At 38.2% G+C, this 18,136-nt stretch carries 15 protein-coding genes and 1 pseudogene; all 16 read right to left on the bottom strand.

Annotation, left to right across the window (positions count from 1 at the left end; all coding sequences use genetic code 11):
* Nucleotide 1 precedes the first annotated feature (1 nt).
* Nucleotides 2–1,174: a beta 1-4 rhamnosyltransferase Cps2T gene (cps2T, locus tag HMPREF3112_RS05060; protein WP_048675929.1), complete on the bottom strand. Its 1,173-nt coding sequence runs from the start codon at nt 1,172–1,174 to the stop codon at nt 2–4.
* A 32-nt stretch (nt 1,175–1,206) separates the two neighbouring features.
* Nucleotides 1,207–2,574, bottom strand: coding sequence for a sugar transferase (locus HMPREF3112_RS05055; RefSeq protein ID WP_048675932.1), 1,368 nt, complete (start codon nt 2,572–2,574; stop codon nt 1,207–1,209).
* A gap of 56 nt (nt 2,575–2,630) precedes the next feature.
* The gene (locus HMPREF3112_RS05050; RefSeq protein WP_048675935.1) at nt 2,631–3,371 is read right to left on the bottom strand and encodes a tyrosine-protein kinase; all 741 of its coding nucleotides are present in this window, start codon (nt 3,369–3,371) and stop codon (nt 2,631–2,633) included.
* 9 nt (nt 3,372–3,380) lie between these two features.
* On the bottom strand, nt 3,381–4,073 hold the full coding sequence (locus HMPREF3112_RS05045; protein ID WP_002884894.1) for a capsular polysaccharide biosynthesis protein: 693 nt from the start codon (nt 4,071–4,073) through the stop codon (nt 3,381–3,383).
* A gap of 8 nt (nt 4,074–4,081) precedes the next feature.
* The gene (gene cps4B, locus HMPREF3112_RS05040; protein WP_070438491.1) at nt 4,082–4,813 is read right to left on the bottom strand and encodes a capsular polysaccharide biosynthesis protein Cps4B; all 732 of its coding nucleotides are present in this window, start codon (nt 4,811–4,813) and stop codon (nt 4,082–4,084) included.
* Nucleotides 4,814–6,274 carry an LCP family glycopolymer transferase CpsA gene (locus tag HMPREF3112_RS05035; protein WP_070438488.1) on the bottom strand — a complete coding sequence of 487 codons (1,461 nt, stop codon included), beginning with the start codon at nt 6,272–6,274 and terminating at the stop codon, nt 4,814–4,816.
* Between the two features lie 340 nt (nt 6,275–6,614).
* A complete protein-coding gene (deoD, locus tag HMPREF3112_RS05030; RefSeq protein ID WP_048675940.1) occupies nt 6,615–7,325 on the bottom strand; it encodes a purine-nucleoside phosphorylase in 711 nt (236 codons plus the stop codon).
* Between the two features lie 307 nt (nt 7,326–7,632).
* Nucleotides 7,633–8,346, bottom strand: coding sequence for a type 1 glutamine amidotransferase (locus HMPREF3112_RS05025; protein WP_070438485.1), 714 nt, complete (start codon nt 8,344–8,346; stop codon nt 7,633–7,635).
* Nucleotides 8,343–9,589, bottom strand: a pseudogene (locus tag HMPREF3112_RS05020) (chloride channel protein). The gene HMPREF3112_RS05025 and the pseudogene HMPREF3112_RS05020 overlap by 4 nt, the downstream one beginning before the upstream one ends.
* A gap of 182 nt (nt 9,590–9,771) precedes the next feature.
* Nucleotides 9,772–10,485: a LemA family protein gene (locus HMPREF3112_RS05015; protein ID WP_002884976.1), complete on the bottom strand. Its 714-nt coding sequence runs from the start codon at nt 10,483–10,485 to the stop codon at nt 9,772–9,774.
* Between the two features lie 13 nt (nt 10,486–10,498).
* Nucleotides 10,499–11,308 (bottom strand): purine-nucleoside phosphorylase, encoded by an 810-nt coding sequence (locus HMPREF3112_RS05010; protein WP_048675946.1) that lies wholly within the window; start codon nt 11,306–11,308, stop codon nt 10,499–10,501.
* An 18-nt stretch (nt 11,309–11,326) separates the two neighbouring features.
* Nucleotides 11,327–11,872 (bottom strand): DUF1697 domain-containing protein, encoded by a 546-nt coding sequence (locus HMPREF3112_RS05005; protein WP_048675949.1) that lies wholly within the window; start codon nt 11,870–11,872, stop codon nt 11,327–11,329.
* Nucleotide 11,873: 1 nt separating this feature from the next.
* Nucleotides 11,874–13,085 carry a phosphopentomutase gene (locus HMPREF3112_RS05000; RefSeq protein WP_070438483.1) on the bottom strand — a complete coding sequence of 404 codons (1,212 nt, stop codon included), beginning with the start codon at nt 13,083–13,085 and terminating at the stop codon, nt 11,874–11,876.
* Nucleotides 13,086–13,205: 120 nt separating this feature from the next.
* The gene (gene rpiA, locus HMPREF3112_RS04995; RefSeq protein WP_002884973.1) at nt 13,206–13,886 is read right to left on the bottom strand and encodes a ribose-5-phosphate isomerase RpiA; all 681 of its coding nucleotides are present in this window, start codon (nt 13,884–13,886) and stop codon (nt 13,206–13,208) included.
* Nucleotides 13,887–14,045: 159 nt separating this feature from the next.
* Nucleotides 14,046–17,150, bottom strand: a complete 3,105-nt coding sequence (locus HMPREF3112_RS04990) for an LPXTG cell wall anchor domain-containing protein (protein WP_070438480.1) — start codon at nt 17,148–17,150, stop codon at nt 14,046–14,048.
* A 462-nt stretch (nt 17,151–17,612) separates the two neighbouring features.
* Nucleotides 17,613–18,136: LPXTG cell wall anchor domain-containing protein (locus HMPREF3112_RS11640; RefSeq protein ID WP_256262662.1), on the bottom strand; the 524-nt coding region annotated here is incomplete at its 5' end.

Below are 18,136 nucleotides of genomic sequence, written 5' to 3'. Positions count from 1 at the left end.
TCTATCCTTTAAATACTTTCTCGTAGTCTGTAACAATTTTTTCCCAAGTAAAAGCTTCAGCAATACGTTTACTTGATTTTTGGTTGAGGTCTTCGATAGCTTGTTCATCCAATTGCTCAGCTTGATCGATGACACTTGCCAATTGGTCTTTCTTCCAATAGAGAGCACCATCTTCACCGACTTCACGGTTAAAGCCTACATCCAACAAGAGGTTGAGCTTAGTAGACTCAAGAGCCTCAAGAAGGGATGGATTAGTACCACCTACTTCATGACCATGGAAGTAAGCAAAGGCATTCTCACGAATGTATTTGAGCAATTCTTGGTCATAGACAGTTCCGACAAACTTCACTCGAGGATCCTTGTCAAAACCAGTTTCCTGACGCAACTTGTCGTAGAACTTGTTTTCTTCAACATTGGTAATGAGTACAAAGTCCTTGTCAGATTTAGATACCATAAAGCCACGAATCATAGCCTCATAGTTATTTTCAGGCACAAAGCGTCCTACAACTAGGTAATAATTGTTTTCAATGACACCCTTTTCAAAATACCATGTGCGAACCTTATCATCAACCTTAGTCAATCGAGATTTAGTTGTGTCTGTCCCGTAGGCAATATAAGTTGTTTGAGGACGATACTTCGCATAATCCTTTTGAATATAAGATTCAATGTTTTTACTATCACAAATCAAAAGATCTGCATGTTTTACCATGAGTTGCTCAGAAATTTTCCAATATTTACGAACTGGAAGACTCCATTTCGCACGAAGCCATTCATGACCGTCTGGGTTAACCATAAGGGTACCACCGATAGCCTTGATTTTCTTTTTAATACCTGAGATAAATGGACCAATTCGACAGGCCAAAACATAAAAGATCGGTGCTTGGTCATTGTTTTCCTTAGCAATTTCAATGGCCTTATTGAGAGCTGCGATGTCATAAGCGATGGCACGTGCAGGCCCAATATTTGGGACATCGATATTGTAGCATTTAGCACCGTTATGTTCGAAATTGTCTGCTGTAATACCTGATTTAGCAGAGTTTTCACGCATACAAGCTACATAATATTGAATATCTTTGTCTTGTTGGAACTCTGTTAACTTCTCAACAAAGGTCTCAAATCCACCATATTTTGCTGGAATTCCCTTAGAACCAACGATATAAACTGTTTTTGTCATTTAATCACCATTAAAAGAAATGGAGAAAGCCATCACTTTGCTCCATCCTTCATTACTACTACTTTAATTGTTTTCAATAAGATTTTGATATCGCGCCAGATTGTCCATCCGTCCATATAAGCAACGTCTAGTTTTACAACTTCATCAAAATCCGTAATTTCACTTCGACCGCTTACTTGCCAAAGACCAGTAATACCTGGTTTAAAGCTGAGGCGACGTTTTTGTTCAGGTGTATAAGATTCGTACTCATCCAAGGTTGGTGGACGTGTTCCTACTAAGCTCATATCACCTTTTAGAACATTCCAAAATTGCGGAAGTTCATCAAGACTCGTTTTACGAATGAAATGTCCGATTTTAGTAATACGTGGATCATTGTCCATCTTAAACATACCACCAGACATTTGATTCTGTGCCATCAAATTCTTCTTGATTTCTTCAGCATCTACTCTCATAGAACGGAATTTATAAAACTTGAAAATACGTCCATTCTCACCCACACGGTCTTGAGCAAAAATGACTGGCCCACCATCTTTACGAATAAGTGGATAAAGGAAGATTCCAACAATACCGCAGAGCACCAAACCAACTAGGGCTCCACAGATATCGAGGAAACGTTTCGCCAAGATATCTCCATAGCTATAAAAATGCGTTGAAAAGGTAACAACTTTGAAAGGACCCAATTGTTGAATACGTTTTTCACCCTGACTCATAAATTCAAGAGCATTCAAATTAATAGAAACTGGAATTCCCATGAGCTCAAAAGGTGATGCATAATCCCAAATCTTATACTGCTCACTTGGCAGGTTAATCAAAACTTGGTCCACTACAGAGTGTGTCGCATATTCAATCAAATTTTCAGGTTTAACACACTTGATAAATGGATCAGTGAAATAAGGATTATCCAAGACACAAACTGCTGTAATCCTACCGTCCATATTGTCTTTCATACGAGACAAAACATTTTCAAGACGCGCCTGATCAGAAATCAAGAGAATATTCTTGTTACTTTTACGACGTGTATAAATTGATGAACGGAAATACTTAAGAACAGTATTTGTAACGTATAATAGAATACCTGAAATCAGGGTAACATAGAGAAGTCCGCGACGTGAGATAGAAAAACTTCCATCTGCAAAAAACGAGAGGAAAGTTGCAATTAGAGCAAATACGAAACAATATTTGACAGTTGCAATGAGTTCATCCAAGTAGCCTCTATACTTAAGATTTTCATAATAACTACTGATATAGTAAGACACTACATGTACGACACCTAAAAGGACAATGCTTCCTTGGGTAATCTCTGTATAAGGTATTTTACTAGCTACCATGGCTGCGAAAACAACCACAACCAACTGTATAATACCAATTTCAATGCGACGAATTTCTTGTTTTTCTTTCACTCTAAACCCCTTTTTAATCTGTTAAGGTATAAGGAGCCGCATCATCCCCATTAATGCTATCCTTTTCTACGACGATGTGCTCTTGAATGACCTTCTTTTTGGTCTGATTTTTTTCCGTACTCGCCATATGATCCGTAAGAACCATATGATCCATATTTATCAACTGTCATGTCAACTTTATTAAGGACGACACCTAAGAACTGAGAACCACTTTGTTCCAATTGTTCAACGGCCTTAGCTACGAAACGACGTTTGATTTTTCCAGCTGCTGTAACCAAAAGACTGGCATCAGCCTGATGGGCAATAATAACCGCATCAATGACCAAACCAATTGGTGGCGTATCGATAATGACATAATCATAACGACTACGAGCAACTTCCATCAAATGTCTAAAATTGTCATTTTGCAAAAGACTTGTTGGATTAGGTGGTACAGGACCAGATGCAATGACATCCAAACCAGAAATATCAGTTTGGCAAATAGTTTCATTCAGATCAGCATTTCCTGATAGGAAATTTGAAAGGCCTTTATAAGGCTCATTTGACTTAAATGTACCTGACAAAACAGAGTTACGAGTATCAGCATCAATGAGAAGTGTTCGAAGCCCAACACTAGCAAATGAAATCGCCAAGTTAACAGATGTCGTTGATTTTCCTTCACCAGCTTCAACAGAGCTAATCGCAATCACTTTCATCTGTGCACCAGAAAATTGAATATTTGTGCGAATGGCATTGTAATACTCTTCTGTTTGTTTGGCAAAGTTTACTTTAGATTTTACTAACTTTAATAGAGGCATTTCTTCTCCTTAAATTTTATCTGTATCAGGGACAATTCCAAGAAGTGTCATTCCAAGGGCATCTTCTACATCTTCTGGACGGCGAATACGATCATCTAGGATTTCACGTACCAATACACCAACAACTGCAAGGAATCCTCCAAGCACTGCTCCAAGAAGCACGTTACGTTTGATATTGGGTGAAGATGGTGACTCTGGCAACTTAGCTTCTTCAAGCGTTGTAACATCTTCAACTTTTGTCACGTTTTTGATTTTTTCTGAAGCAACTTCACGAACCTTATTGGCAAGTGTTTGCGCATCTTGACCAGTTTTAGCATTAACAGAAATTGAGATAAGACGAGTATCAGTAGGAATATTAACTGAAATCATTTTAGCAAGTTCTGCTTCTGTCATATTCAATTTTTCATCTTTGATAACTTCTGACAAGACATCATTTGATGTAATAATTTCTTTGTAGTCTTTTGTCAAAAATGTACCGGCCTGCAAATCTTGAGCAGAAAGGTTTTTGCCATCATTCGCTTGGTTAACCACATAGATACGTGTCGATGACGTATATGTGGGTTGAATGAGGAAATAAGTTCCCAAGAAGGCAAAGACAGCGACATAAAAGGCTGTAAATAGAATAAATACCTTTTTAGTCCAAAGTTTGTGCAATAATGCAAGCACGTCGATTTCAACACGCTTCGTGTTTTCCTGAGTCATAGTTTCTCCTATATGTATTGATTTTCAAGTAGTGTTTGTGGATTTTCGATAAAAAGGTTACGAGCACGTCGCGTTCCGTAAGTCTTTTCGATAATAGCGTAGGCATCTTTCATAAATGGTGGTCTTGGACCAAGATTATGCATGTCACTAGCAACCATATGAACCAAATTTTTTTCCAAGAAATAACGAACACGTTTCTTTCTTACTTTATCTTTATCGCCAAAGAGCTTTGGTTTGAGGACATGTGAACTATTGACTTGAGTATAGCAGCCCATATTGATGATTTCTCGAACACGATCAGCATTTTCTTCGAGGGCATCATAGCGCTCAATGTGAGCAACAATTGGTGTCACCCCTGCGCGTAAAACATTGCTAAGCCCACTATGAATTTCTTTCCAAGATGTGTGAGCACTAAACTCAATCAAAGCAAATTGAGTGCTGTGCATGCGTGGAATGAGATTCTTTTCAAGCTTCTCCACAATGTCTGAGGTGTAATAAAGTTCACCACCATAACAAATAGTTAAGTCTGGATAAAGTGCTTCTGCTTCTTCTTTTACCTTAGAAAAGTTAGCAAAGATTTTATCCTCTGGGGTTTCAAACATTCCCTTACGACGATGGGATGTTGAAACAATCGTACGCACTCCTTGCGCATAGCTTTCGCCAATGAGGTCAAGACTTTCTTCTAAAGTTTTAGGACCATCATCAACATCAAAAACAATATGTGAGTGAACGTCAATCACTTATTTTTCCTCCATCAAATTTTTGATAGCTTGAGAGGCGCTTTCCACACTTGAATCATCCAGTTTCATCATGTAGAGACTAGAATTTGGCATAGCATAAGAGGTCAATTGTCCAGTTGAACCTGTACCTGTTACTGCTTGAGAAGTCACCGTAAATTTAGAACCTGAATCAAGTTGTGTATTGGCCAGAGCATTAATGGTATCTAAAGACATATTCGTTTGAACAGAGTCTTGAAGATTGTTAACAATTGAAGTAAAGTTTGATACAGAATTTAGTGAAGCTAACTTGTTTACAATCGCAGAAATCACTTTCTCTTGGTTCTTACCACGGTCATTGTCTCCTCCATCCAAACTATAACGCTCACGAACAAAGCCAAGGGCTTGTTCAGAATTCATTTGGATATCTCCAACTGGGAAATCAAACTTCCCGTGAAGACTCGTGAAGGCTTGATCATTATGAACTGTCACACCACCAAGTTGGTCAATCAACTTAAGGAAAGATGTGAAGTTAATACGTGCATAGTAATCAATCTTAATGCCATAAAGATTTTCCAGAGTTTTTTCAGATGTTTCAACGCCATAAATACCTGCGTGGGTTAATTTATCATACTGGTCTGCCCCTCCATCAGGAATCTTAACGTACGCATCACGTGGAGTGGTCGTCAAGAGAATCTTATGTGTGTTCATGTTAACGGTCATAATGATATTGACATCTGAACGTGACACTGTTGAAATTGAACCGTAGGTATCAATACCACTAATATAAATATTGAAGACTTTTGAATCTACTTGTTTTGCAGAATTGTTATTCTTCTTTTTAATTTTATAAGTATAGATTGTTTTTAGATTTGAAGCATAGTTACTATCGACAGAATCTAGTAGGCTAGCATAAGAGCCACTCAAGACCATAGCTTTAGATTTGCCAGACTTAAGATTGTCATATGCTTCTTGATATGAAGCAACATCATCAACTTTAACATCAACCTTTTTGTCTTTCTTTAGAGCAGACATCAAGGTGTCGATATTGTTCTTATCAACCTTAGTTGGTGCTTGTACGCTAGTAAGCTGACTCACATCTTTGATGTCACTATCCTTAGGAACTACTATGCTCATTTCTACTTCAGAAAATGCAGCCGTCTGATTCATACGGTTAGTGATATCAATCATTTGTTTAAAACCAAAAATACCAACCAGAGAAACTAGCGAGAAGATAACCAATACAACCGTTGTCACTAGTGGTGATTTCTTAGTCTTCTGAAGGAAGATGCTAATAGCAAGAACTACCAACAAACCAATGGTGATAATGATGTTCAAAAACCTAAATGATAGGAAATTATAATTGAACATTGTGAATAATAAGATCAATGCTAAAATAGCATACAGAATGGTCAACCCAACGTTGACCATCCCCCACGATCTATTACTCGTACGTTTTTGCTTACGATTCGTACGCGAACTCATATAAATTGCTCCTAAAAATTAAAATTAGACATTTCCCATTATCATTATAACATTACTATAACTTCATTTCAATTGTCATTCTTTTTAAAAAAGAAGAAACCGTTTTTCATTATGATATCTAGCATTTAATTTCTATCATTTTTTATAATATTGTAAACTTATTTTCACATTTTTAGTGGTTGAACCTTAAATTGTCGGATATTTACCTATTTATTACAAGTCTTTTTCTTCCAAATATTTTTATTTTTTTCTAGTAGTTTGAAAATTTTTAACCTATTGATTCTTCGAGTAGATCTTAGTTACAACACAAAAGGACGACCTAATGGCGTCCTTTTACAGATTAGTCTGCAATTAGTGTTTCAAGACCAACTTTCATCATGTCAGTGAAAGTGTTTTGACGTTCCTCAGCTGTAGTGTCTTCATCTGGATTGACCAAACTATCAGAAATAGTCATGATGGCAAGAGCATCTACTTGGTGTTGAGCTGCAAGGTAATAAAGTGCTGCTGCTTCCATTTCAACAGCCTTCACTCCCCATTTACCAAGCTCAATGTTTTTTTCGAAATAATTTGAATAGAAAACATCAGAAGACAAAACATTACCAACATGTGTTGTCATACCGAGATCTTTGGCAATGTGGTAAGCCTTATCCAAGAGATTAAAACTTGCAATTTGTGGGAAATCGTATTGTGGCCAATCATTACGGATAATGTTAGAGTTTGTCGCTGCGGCTTGTGCTAGAACTAACTCACGAACGTGAACATCCTCGTTCAATGAACCAGCAGTACCCACACGAATCAATTTTTTAACACCATAGTCAACGATAAGCTCACGCGCATAAATAGAGATTGAAGGCATCCCCATTCCTGTTCCCATTACTGAGACACGTTCACCTTTGTATGTTCCTGTGTAACCAAACATGTTACGAACCTCATTGAAACATACAGCATCCTCAAGGAAATTCTCAGCAATGAATTTCGCACGCAATGGATCCCCAGGAAGAAGAATTTTATCAGCAATCTCTCCTTGCTTAGCAGCAATATGAATAGACATAATATAAGATACCAAGGGCGTTAAAGAGGCAAAGTAAAAATAGGAAACTAGCGACGCATTGTAAATGCTAGACAGTTTATCTTTTTTACACAGTTCTCCGCCCGTATTCAATTCAATGAATACAGTTAGCCCATCCTTTCTATTTTTTGATGGTAAAGGAGCAGACAGAAAACAAATGAAGATTATCTATTTTCCGAGCTTTCCGCTCGTGTTCAAATCAGAACACACGCTCTACCTTTCTTTAATTTTTATTTTTAAATATTTTTCTACTATTATATAGTGGATAAATAACTACTTTAAAAGTGGATTAAGCTTGAGTCAATGAATCAAGAAAATCGTATAACATTTTGTTCATTTCAGAATAATCGTTGGCACGCAATTGTTCAGGTGTTTGAACAAAAGGCAACTCTTTATTTTGCTTACGTAAATGCTCTTCACCGTCAGCAGCTATAAGCAAATCAATTGCTTCAGGATCAAACTCCAAGTGTGCTTGAAAGGCATAGTGTTTAGGACTGAAGCGAACAATTTGTCGTGGACAACCTTGACTAGTAGCAAGAACAACTGCATTATCAGTCAATCCAGGCATATCACCATGCCAGTGGCCAGTGTTTAGGGTTTTGCCAAAACCTTTGACATGCTCATCCGCTAAACCTGCCTCAGTTAACGTTACAGGGAAAACACCAATCTCACGTTCTGGACTATGTTCATACTCACCACCATAGGCTACAGATAAAAGTTGAGCACCTAGGCAAACCCCAACAATATAGATATCAGCAGCAATTGCTTTTTGCATAAATGCAATCTCAGCTTCTGGGTCATAATAAGGAAAGGCCTGACGATCTTCATCAGGTGACTGAGGGCCACCCATCACAATTAGAAAATCAATACCTTCAACGGTTTCAGGAAGAACCTCTTCCTCATATACCTTGGTTGATGTGATATTATGCCCACGGTCTTGAGCCCATTTTAAATAGGCTCCTGGGACTTCAAACGTTTCGTGTAAGATAAAATGAATATTCATTGTTTTTTCTTCCATCTATTTTTTAATATCCTCGATAGTAGACTCGCTAAGATTAGTGTACTGCTACCAGCCCTCCTTGACCAGTAAAACCTAGAACTAAGGCTATCCCAGTTAGAGGAGCATCCAAAGTTATTCCTAAAAATACGGTTGCACCGAGTAACATTCCTAGAGTAGGATTGAGGGATAAGCCAAAAATCTCAAGACAGCTTGTCAATAGGAAACCCGATCCGGCACCTAAGGTAAAGGAAGGGGTTAGGGTTCCCCCATAAGAGCCTGCCCATAAAAGTAAACATACCATAAGACCTTTGACGACAAGGATAAGAGGTAGGTATGCTGAAACCCCATCTGAAAATAACCATTGTGCTAGAACCTGACCATTTCCCATGATTAAAGGATAGAAAGCTGCAATCCCACCTAATACTACATAAGATAGTGGCATGGTCCACAGAATACGTTTATCAGTAATACGACTTTTGCTAGCCTTTTTGGCTAAGAAGCTAAACATCATCGCCAGCGGAGTTATCACTAATACAAGAACAATAACCTGAATCAGACTAGCAGGGTCTGAGCTAACTTTACCGACTTGATACATTGCCTCCTTACCAACGATTGGTCGAGCACAATAAGCTGACAAGTAAGTTGTCACAAGAATGATAACAATGTTTTTTGATTTCCAAGCAACACCTAAGGTTTCCAGAACAAACAGTGTACTGGCAAAGGGGACTTGGTAAACCGCAGCTAAGCCAGCGCCTGCCCCGCAAGCAATTAGCAATTGTCTATCAACAATATCCAAGTGCAAGGCTTTGGAGAGATTACCACCAAATAGAGCGCCTAATTCTCGAGGCGCTCCTTCTTTACCAATTGAGGAACCAGCTCCAACGATTGCAACCTGCATCAAAGCATGTAGACTTTGGCCAAGAAAATTTGGACTCTTCTTACCAACGAGTTGCTTAGCCTTACTAATAGAAAGGAGGGACACTCGTCGCTGAAGGAAATACCAAAATAAACTAGCCAAAACACCTACTACAAGCAATACTGCAAATCGTCGAAAGGGGCTTACAGAGTCAAACTGTGACAATAAATCCGATTTATCATTACCAAATACAAGAATCTGTATAAACTCCAAAAGGTAATGACAAAGAATGCCTACCAAACCTGAAGCAATACCGGTTCCAAAAACAGCTAAACTTAACCTAATCGACTTGGGGAGCCAAGTCAAACTCTTTCTTTCTTGATTACCCATATATTAGAGTATGACTAAAATTGCTTTAACCAACTTTTCCTACTGTCTTTAGAGTAGGTTCAATCCCTTCTTTGTTTTTATTTCATAGTAAGGCAATCTCGTGTTGAATTAGAAAAACTAAAACTAGCATTCATTCTTTTACCTTTTTAACTATATTCTAGTCTTAATGATTTTGTTCTTTGTTATAAGTAGTTTATCTCTGAATGACCTAAAGTTGTTCTTAACAAAGCAAGTGGCAAACTATAAATTGTTTTATTATATTGCGACACCATTTCATTGTAGTATAATTTTTGATTAGCAACAAGTACTTCTGACTCTTTAATCTCAGCAATCAAATCCTTTATACTTTGATCAGCGGTAATATTTGTATCTCTTTCGATTTCCTCAATAATTTTATTCTTCGTTTCCTCTAGTTTAGTAGAGTATTCATGTTTAGAAAAATTACCAGACTCACCGTAAGACTTCCGCTTAGATTCTGAATGATTAGCTTTGTTTTCATCGTTAGTCAAATTGTTGACAGACTTTTTTTCCTCTAACAATTCTGAAACATTTTTTCTAACAGACATTTTTAACTCATGGTCTACAATCTTATCAGTCAGTTCTCGCAGTTGTAAAATCAATTTTTCCACATACTGTTCTTTAATTTCAATTGCACTGTATGATGATTTAATTGACTCTTTTAAGTTAACAACTTTATGGTATTGAAATAGAAACACTATTATGATATAGCTTAAAACTGCAAATACGATAGATGCTCCTTGAAATGGTTCATAGTCTATCTCACTACCACTTGTATCTATAGCAGAAAATATAACCAACCAAACCATGGTCAGGAAAGCAATTATAAAAACTCCACGAACGATACGAAATAATGGATTATTCATTAAGTTTGACATCAATTATTCCTTTTTAGAGTTCAGCCAAAATAGCTTTTAGCAATCCTTTGAAGTCTCCTTTGACGCGCTCAGTCACTTCCACCACTTCTTCGTGGTTCAATTCTTCTTGGAAACCAGCTGCATGGTTAGTAATGCATGAGATACCAAGAACTTTCAAACCAGAGTGAGCTGCGATAATAACCTCAGGAACTGTTGACATCCCAACAGCATCTGCACCAAGTGTCTTATAAGCACGGATTTCAGCTGGAGTTTCATAAGTTGGACCTGTCACACCGATATAAACACCATCATCCAATTTGATACCAAGTTTGTCAGCCACTTTATGAGCGGTTTCACGGTATTCAGGTGTGTAAGCTTTAGACATATCAGGGAAACGTGGTCCAAAATCATCCAAGTTTTCACCAATCAATGGGTTTTGACCAGTCATGTTAATGTGGTCAGTGATGGCCATCAAAGTACCTGGACCAAAACCGATACCACCTGCCGCATTGGTTACAACAACTCCTTCACATCCAAGAGCTTTCATAACACGTACAGGGAAAGTAACGACTTCAAGCGGATTTCCTTCATAAAAATGGAAACGCCCTTGAAGAGCCAAAACCTTACGTCCAGACAAAGTTCCGTAAACAAGTTTTCCAGCATGACCGACAACCGTTGATTGTCCCCAGTTTGGAATATCCGCATAGTCAATGACAACTGCGTCTTCAACTTCTTCAGCCAACTCACCAAGTCCAGAACCCAAGATTAAACCGAACTCAGGATTTTCAATTCCTTTGCTTTCCAAAAATGCTTGAGTGACTCTAATTTTTTCAAGTAGCGACATGTTATTTCTCCCTTAATTTTATTTCATTCTTAAAAAGTGACCAATTTTTGAAAAAGTTCTTGCATTTCGAATGGTTATATCAGGATAAAAAGGCGTTTTCAATAACTTCTTATGATAAGCGGTTTGACTATAAGTTGATTTATCAAATTTTACCCAGTAGACCCCAAGTTGACCAAAATGAAGTATTTCATCTTTCAACTCTAAAGAGTTAATAATCTTCTTCATTTCATTTTTATCAAGTCTTTCAGTGAAAAAGAGAACGTCTTTTCTATAGAAATCCTCAGACCACCACTTTGGCAAAGAAGCTAGGTCATTCTGATAATCTTCAAGAGTAAAAAGAGAAAATACCTTTATAAAAGGATAGTTCTTATCTAAAAAACGTTCCAAAATCACAAGGAGCTCTTCTTTTCTCAAAGATGAATTGAAGAAAAAATTTCCACTATTAATATAGGAAGAGACATTTGTCATACCGAGATTTTCTAACTCACGACAGAAGTCTCCCATGACTACCTTATGACGGCCACCAACATTTACCCCACGAACCAAGAATGCATATCGTTTCATCTTAGACAAGTTTATCCAAGAAACTTTCTCCAATCATGGCTTTGTCTACACCAAAGTTTTCAGCGATTGTTGCTGAGATATCAGAGAAATAACCTACTGGAATAAGTCCATTTCCTTTGAATGATGGACTGTAAGCCAAGAATGGAATATATTCGCGAGTATGGTCCGTACCTGCATAAGTTGGATCATTTCCATGGTCAGCAGTAATCATCAAGAGATCATCTTCACGCATAGCAGCAATGATTTCAGGCAAACGTTGGTCAAATTCGTGCAAGCAATCACGATATCCATGTGGGTCACGACGATGTCCATAAAGGGCATCAAAGTCTACCAAGTTTGTGAATGAGAAACCATGTTTGAAGTCTTCAGAAGTCATAGCTTTAATCAAATTATCAATACCATGGCTATTTGATTTGTTGTGTCCCATATCGTGGTTGATACCAGCTCCATTGAAAATATCATTGATTTTACCAACGGCATAAGTATCGATACCAGCTTCATTCAATTTATCCAAAACAGTTGGTGCAAATGGTGAAACAGCCAAATCACGACGGTTAGACGTACGAGTGAAGTTTCCAGGTTCACCAACGTAAGGACGAGCAATGATACGCCCTAGAAGAGCTGGACGCTCAAGAGTAATTGAACGTGCATATTCACAAATACGATACAACTCATCCAAAGGAATAACGTCTTCGTGTGCGGCAATTTGAAGAACTGGGTCAGCTGAAGTGTAAATAATCAATTCACCAGTTTCCATTTGACGAGGTCCAAAGTCTTCAATAACAGCCGTACCTGAGTATGGTTTATTAGCTTCACGAATGACTTTACGTCCTGAGAATTCTTCAATTTTAGTGAGAATTTCTTCTGGGAATCCGTTCCAGAAAGTATCAAAAGGTTCAGTAATATTGAGACCCATGATTTCCCAGTGACCAGTCATCGTATCTTTACCAAGAGAAACTTCCTGCAATTTTGTTGCATAACCAGTTGGGTTGCTCTCTGCTGGTACTGTTTTCAAAGGTGTTTCACGAGGAATATTTCCTAGACCAAGCTTAGCCATATTTGGCACATTCAATCCTACAGATTTAGAGATGTGACCAAGGGTATCTGAAGCACCGTCTGGCACACCTGCATTGACAAAGTCATTGGCATCTGGAGCAGCACCAATTCCTACTGAATCAAGAACGACTAAATGCATTCTGTTAAATTTGGACATAACAACACCACAAAGAGCTAAAATCTTTTCGAAATTACCTCTTGCCTTTCTATATTATTTAATAGTTTGAAAATAATTAATTAGTTTTACTCATTAAAAGTGAGGGGAATAAAAATCGGACTAGGCCTTAACTTCAACGACCTTAACACCGTCTTTTCCTGCAACGATGACTTTGTTAACCATGCCATTGAACAATCCATGATCGACAACCCCTGTCATAGCTTTTAGTTCTTCACCAAGAGCTACTGGATTTTCAATCTTACCTAAATCAAGATCGATGATATAGTTCTTCATATCTGTAACAAAGCGGTCACCTTGTTCCGTAAGTCGGAATGATGGCTTATAGCCCTTAGACTCAAAGACACGGTACAGACGGTCAGCACCATATTGAACCACTTCAACTGGTAGTTTGAAAGCACCTAATTGATCAACCATTTTAGACTCATCAACCACCCAGATATATTCTTTTGTAGGTGTAGCGACGATTTTTTCCATCAAAAGGGCGCCACCGCCACCTTTAATCCCGTTGAGTTGAGGGTCTACTTCGTCGGCTCCATCAACAGTAACATCAATACTGTCAATGTCATCCACTGCCTTCAAAGGAATGCCTAAGCCTTCAGCTTGTTTAGTGGTTTGACTTGATGTCGTTACACCAACAACACTAAGACCTTCTTCCTTAATACGACGGCCAATTTCCTCTACAAAGAAGTAGGCTGTTGACCCTGTACCGAGTCCAACAACCATTCCATCTTCAACATATTTGGCAGCGGTTACACCAGCGATTTTCTTAAGTTCTTCCATGCTCGTCTCCTTGCATCTTTCTAAAATAGTCGTTCAAAATAATTATAACATGTTTCACCAGTAAATAGAAATGATATGAGGGAGGAAAAACGAGCAAAAATAAAAACTAGATCCTAAATAGAATCTAGTTTTGATGGGGAACTAATTTAATAGCACCACTTAATCTTCTTTACGACGTTTGAAGAATCCTACAAAGGCTACAAAAATCATTGAAAGAAGTCCAATAAATCCAGCATTGCTAGTGTGCTCACCAGTTTGTGGCAACTCAGCTTGAGGCACTACAGGAACTTCAGTATCTGGAGTTGGTGTAGTTGGTGGTGTCACTGGAGTTGGAGGAGTAACAGGTGTTGGTGGAGTAGTCGGTGGAGTTGGTGGTACCACGTGAGACTCTCTCTCAACGACATAGTTCTTGTGCCAGACAACACTTGGTTTTTCAGGAGTTTTAGGTTCTACTGGTTTAGCAGGAACTTCAACTACTTTTGGTGTTGGTGGCGTTGGTGCCGTTGGACCTGTTGGTGGTGTTGGTTCAACCGGTTTTTCTGGAACTTCAACCACTTTTGGTGTTGGTGGCGTTGGTGCCGTTGGACCTGTTGGTGGTGTTGGTTCTTGTGGTTTACCAGGAACTTCAACTACCTCTGGAGTTGGTGGCGTTGGTGCCACTGGCTCTTTTGGAGGTGTTGGTGGTGTTGGTTCTTGTGGATTGATACCAACTGTTTTAACGACTGGTTTAATCGGTGCTGTTGGTGGTGTTGGTGCCTTAGGTTCTTCAGGTTTTTCACCCGGATTCTTAGGCAAACCAAGGTTAGAGTTGATTGCGAACCAGTAAACTGTTGGTGCACCTTCAGCATTTGCACCTTCAGCAGTAAATACCAAGTGACCATTAGTCATCTTGATACCTGCACCTCCATAGTAGAGGTAAGGTGAATCAGCGTTATCCCAACCTGTCAATTCTGATGTTGTCTCACCATTAAAGACTGCACCATGATCAATGTATTGGTTATCATTGACTGATGTTACTTCTTTAGTGGCAGCATCATAAGTAACTGATGATTTTGGAATAGCGATGAATTGGTTATCACCAATATTTACATATTCTTGGTGGCGTGTTGATTGGTATTTTTTCTTAGGTGTGAATGTAATCAAACCTGTTTCAGCAGAAACACTGTATGAACCAATAATATCATCTTTATCACCAAACGTATAATCTTGGTTACCAAGAGCGTGGCCATTACCACTACCTGAAGCATTAAGAGTTGTTACATCAGTTGGAATTTCACGTGAGACAACCCATTCTGAACCATTCCAGTCAGTGATAGGAACCACTACCTTAAGTGGGTTCTCATCTGAAATGTTAACTGTAGCTCCACCAAAATCTGCGTAACCAGATTTTGTAACAACTTCACCGTTTTGGATTGCCAAAGTAGAACCATCTGCGTAAGGATTGTAAGTACCGCGAACAGTATTACCATTAACGTCTTTCGCTTCTACTGTAAGTGGACGTGGGCGCTCAGATGTTTCAACATAAGCTGCACCGTTCCAGTGGTTAAGTGAGTTAAGTGCTACGATAGCATTACGCTCACTAAGGTTGAACATTTTACCATCTTTATCGTAAAACTCAACATCTACAGCTACTTTAACTGGTTTATCTTGATCAGTTGATGCTCCAACTGTCATAGTTACTGTTGGATCCTTACTGATTTTCGCGATACCTTTTCCGTCGTTTGATGGAAGGCTAACGATTTCGTAACGGTAAACAACACGTTTGATTGCTGATGCTTCATTCTCAACAAGCATGCTTGATTGGTTCAAGCCATCATAAGTAACAACAAATTTGTCACCTTCTTTAACTTGAATCCACTCGTCTTCAGTGTTTGTCCAAGGACTGTTTGAGACAATGTCAGATGCTTGTAACTTGTTAGAATCATATTGGAAAACATTACTTGTGTTAAGACGCTCTTGTGCTTCTTTTGTCAAGTAGTTGCTTACACCTTCAACTTTGTGTGTCGCATCGTTTTCACGTTGGAAAGTCAATTCTTGAACAACTTCAGCATCTTTAAGGTTACGATATACAGGATCATTCATGTATTTATCGTAAGCTGTTTTAGCATCTTGGTATTGTTTAAGTGCTGTTTGGTAAACAGCTAATTTGTTTTGATACTCAAGGTACTCTTGGTCATATTTAGCTTTTTGCTCATTGTAGACAACCAAGGCAGCTTCGTATTTAGCTTTAGCATCTGCATTGTATTTTTCAATAGCTTGTTTTGTTTCAAGATCTGCTTCATAAGCTGTTTTCTTAGCGTTATAAAGTTCAAGATTCTTGTCATATGCTGCTTTTTCTACATCATATTTAGCTTTTGCTTCATTGTATGCTGCTAGCTCAGTTTGATATTTAGCTTCAGCTTCAGCGTTACGTTTCTCAGTAACAACTTTTTCAGCTACTTTATTATCATAGTTAGCTTTTTCAGCGTTGTATTTGGCTTTATCGCTATTGTACTGAGCAAGAGCTGCTTCATAATCAGCTTTTGCTTGGTTATATGTTGCCAATTCTGCTTGGTATTTAGCTGCAGAAAGCGCATTTTCTTTATCAGCGGCTTCTTTTTCTGCTACCTTAGCATCATAAGTAACTTTCTTAGTCTTGTACTCTGAAAGAGCTGAGTCATAAGCTTGCTTAGCAATTTGGTATTGCTCTGAAGCTTTATCATAAGCTGTTTTTTCAGTATCATATTTAGCCTGAGCTTCAGCATTTGTTTTATCAGCAAGTGCTTTCTCAGCTAATTTGGCATCATAGTTTGCTTTTGCTTTATCATAGTCAGCTTTATCTGACTTGTATTGTTCTTTAGCCGCTTTATAATCAGAAACGACTGTATTGATTTTCTCTGCTTGTGCTTTATTATCTGCAGCAGCTGCTTCAACAGTTTCTTTGGTTTGAGCAGGTTCTTCCTTAACCTCAACCCCTTCGTTAGTTGCAGCTGTTTTTGCAGCTTCTAAGCTTGTATTTGTTACTTCACTCGTTGTAACAGTTGTGTTGCCTTCTTCAGTAACGTTAACAACTTTCTTTTCAGTTGAATCTGCTACGGCTGAAGTGTTTTCTTCAACAGCATCTGTTGCTTCAACTGCTGGTGTTGCTGAATCTGTAGTTGTTGCTACCTCATCAGCGCTTGCATTTGAAGCTCCTACTGCAAGAACTGCAGTCCCCAAAAGAACAGAAGCCGCACCAAGGCTAGACTTTCTGAGTGAATAACGTTGTAATTCCTTTTTCCCCATTTAAATTACGTCCTTCTATATTTAGTTATGTTCATATTCTAACAAAAGAAAGAACCATGTCAATTTGAGATATCTCATAAAAACACGCATTCCTTTAAATTCGATTAGATTCTTAAATTCAAATACTTTTTAATATCAAAATATTTGATAGACAAAATCCTATTATTAATAGTGTTTACGATACAAATAGGCGGTTTAATTTTATAATATCTAGTCCAATTCGCTTTAATGTTTTTTTATTGAAAAGATTATGAAAAACAATCAACTATAAGCTTTCATTTTACTTTTCATAGTAATATTTAGCTTTTGGATAGCTATTTCACCTAAATCATGTCCTCTCGTTTGCCCTATTAGTTTTAACATTCAAACTTATTTATGCCGATAATATGCAAAGAATAAGTAACAAAAAAAAGACTAGACTGTCTTGCATAGCAAAACAACCTAATCTTTCATTTTATCTTATTAATGTTTACGTTTGCGAGCTGACCATAGACCTGAAAGGGCCATTGAAAGCAGGCCTAGACCTGTTACAGATGCTAATTTTTGGTTAGAGTCACCTGTTTCTGGCAATACGGCGCTATTAGTTCTTTCTGTTTCTTGCTTAGCAACTATAGAAGAAGTTGGTGTAACGCTTGGTCCTGTAGGTGTTCCAGGAGTTTTTGGTTTTTGAGGAGTTGGTGGCGTCGTTGGTACTGGACGTGTTACGCGCTCAACAAGATAATTTTTATGCCATTTTACCTTAGGAGCTACAAGTTCTTTAGGTGAAACAGGTTTATTAGGAACATTAACTGTGACCATAGTTGGTGGTGTTGGAGCTGTTGGCTCTGTTGGTGGAGTTGGTTTTGTTGGCTCACCAGGTACCTCTACAACTACAGGTGTAGGTGGAGTCGGAGCCTTAGGTTCTACTGGAGCCGTAATCTTACGTGGCTCTACTGGCACTTCAACTAAAGCTGGAGTTGGTGGCGTTGGTGCTTTTGGTTCTGTTG

The organism is Streptococcus sp. HMSC10E12, from assembly GCF_001807855.1.
In the GTDB taxonomy this organism is placed as follows: Bacteria; Bacillota; Bacilli; order Lactobacillales; family Streptococcaceae; genus Streptococcus; species Streptococcus salivarius.
The sequence above is the reverse complement of the archived record's forward strand: the minus strand, read 5'-3'. Positions and strand labels throughout refer to the sequence as shown.

Excerpts from the sequence above, each read along its gene's own strand:
- HMPREF3112_RS05045 (WP_002884894.1), bottom strand. The coding sequence starts at position 4,073 with ATGACTCAGGAAAACACGAAGCGTGTTGAAATCGACGTGCTTGCATTA.
- HMPREF3112_RS05005 (WP_048675949.1), bottom strand. The coding sequence starts at position 11,872 with ATGAAACGATATGCATTCTTGGTTCGTGGGGTAAATGTTGGTGGCCGT.
- HMPREF3112_RS05015 (WP_002884976.1), bottom strand. The coding sequence starts at position 10,485 with ATGTCAAACTTAATGAATAATCCATTATTTCGTATCGTTCGTGGAGTT.
- HMPREF3112_RS05050 (WP_048675935.1), bottom strand. The coding sequence starts at position 3,371 with ATGCCTCTATTAAAGTTAGTAAAATCTAAAGTAAACTTTGCCAAACAA.
- HMPREF3112_RS04990 (WP_070438480.1), bottom strand. The coding sequence starts at position 17,150 with ATGGGGAAAAAGGAATTACAACGTTATTCACTCAGAAAGTCTAGCCTT.
- HMPREF3112_RS05025 (WP_070438485.1), bottom strand. The coding sequence starts at position 8,346 with ATGAATATTCATTTTATCTTACACGAAACGTTTGAAGTCCCAGGAGCC.
- HMPREF3112_RS05000 (WP_070438483.1), bottom strand. The coding sequence starts at position 13,085 with ATGTCCAAATTTAACAGAATGCATTTAGTCGTTCTTGATTCAGTAGGA.
- cps2T (WP_048675929.1), bottom strand. The coding sequence starts at position 1,174 with ATGACAAAAACAGTTTATATCGTTGGTTCTAAGGGAATTCCAGCAAAA.
- deoD (WP_048675940.1), bottom strand. The coding sequence starts at position 7,325 with ATGTCTATTCATATTGCTGCTAAGCAAGGAGAGATTGCTGATAAAATT.
- rpiA (WP_002884973.1), bottom strand. The coding sequence starts at position 13,886 with ATGGAAGAACTTAAGAAAATCGCTGGTGTAACCGCTGCCAAATATGTT.
- HMPREF3112_RS05010 (WP_048675946.1), bottom strand. The coding sequence starts at position 11,308 with ATGTCGCTACTTGAAAAAATTAGAGTCACTCAAGCATTTTTGGAAAGC.
- HMPREF3112_RS05035 (WP_070438488.1), bottom strand. The coding sequence starts at position 6,274 with ATGAGTTCGCGTACGAATCGTAAGCAAAAACGTACGAGTAATAGATCG.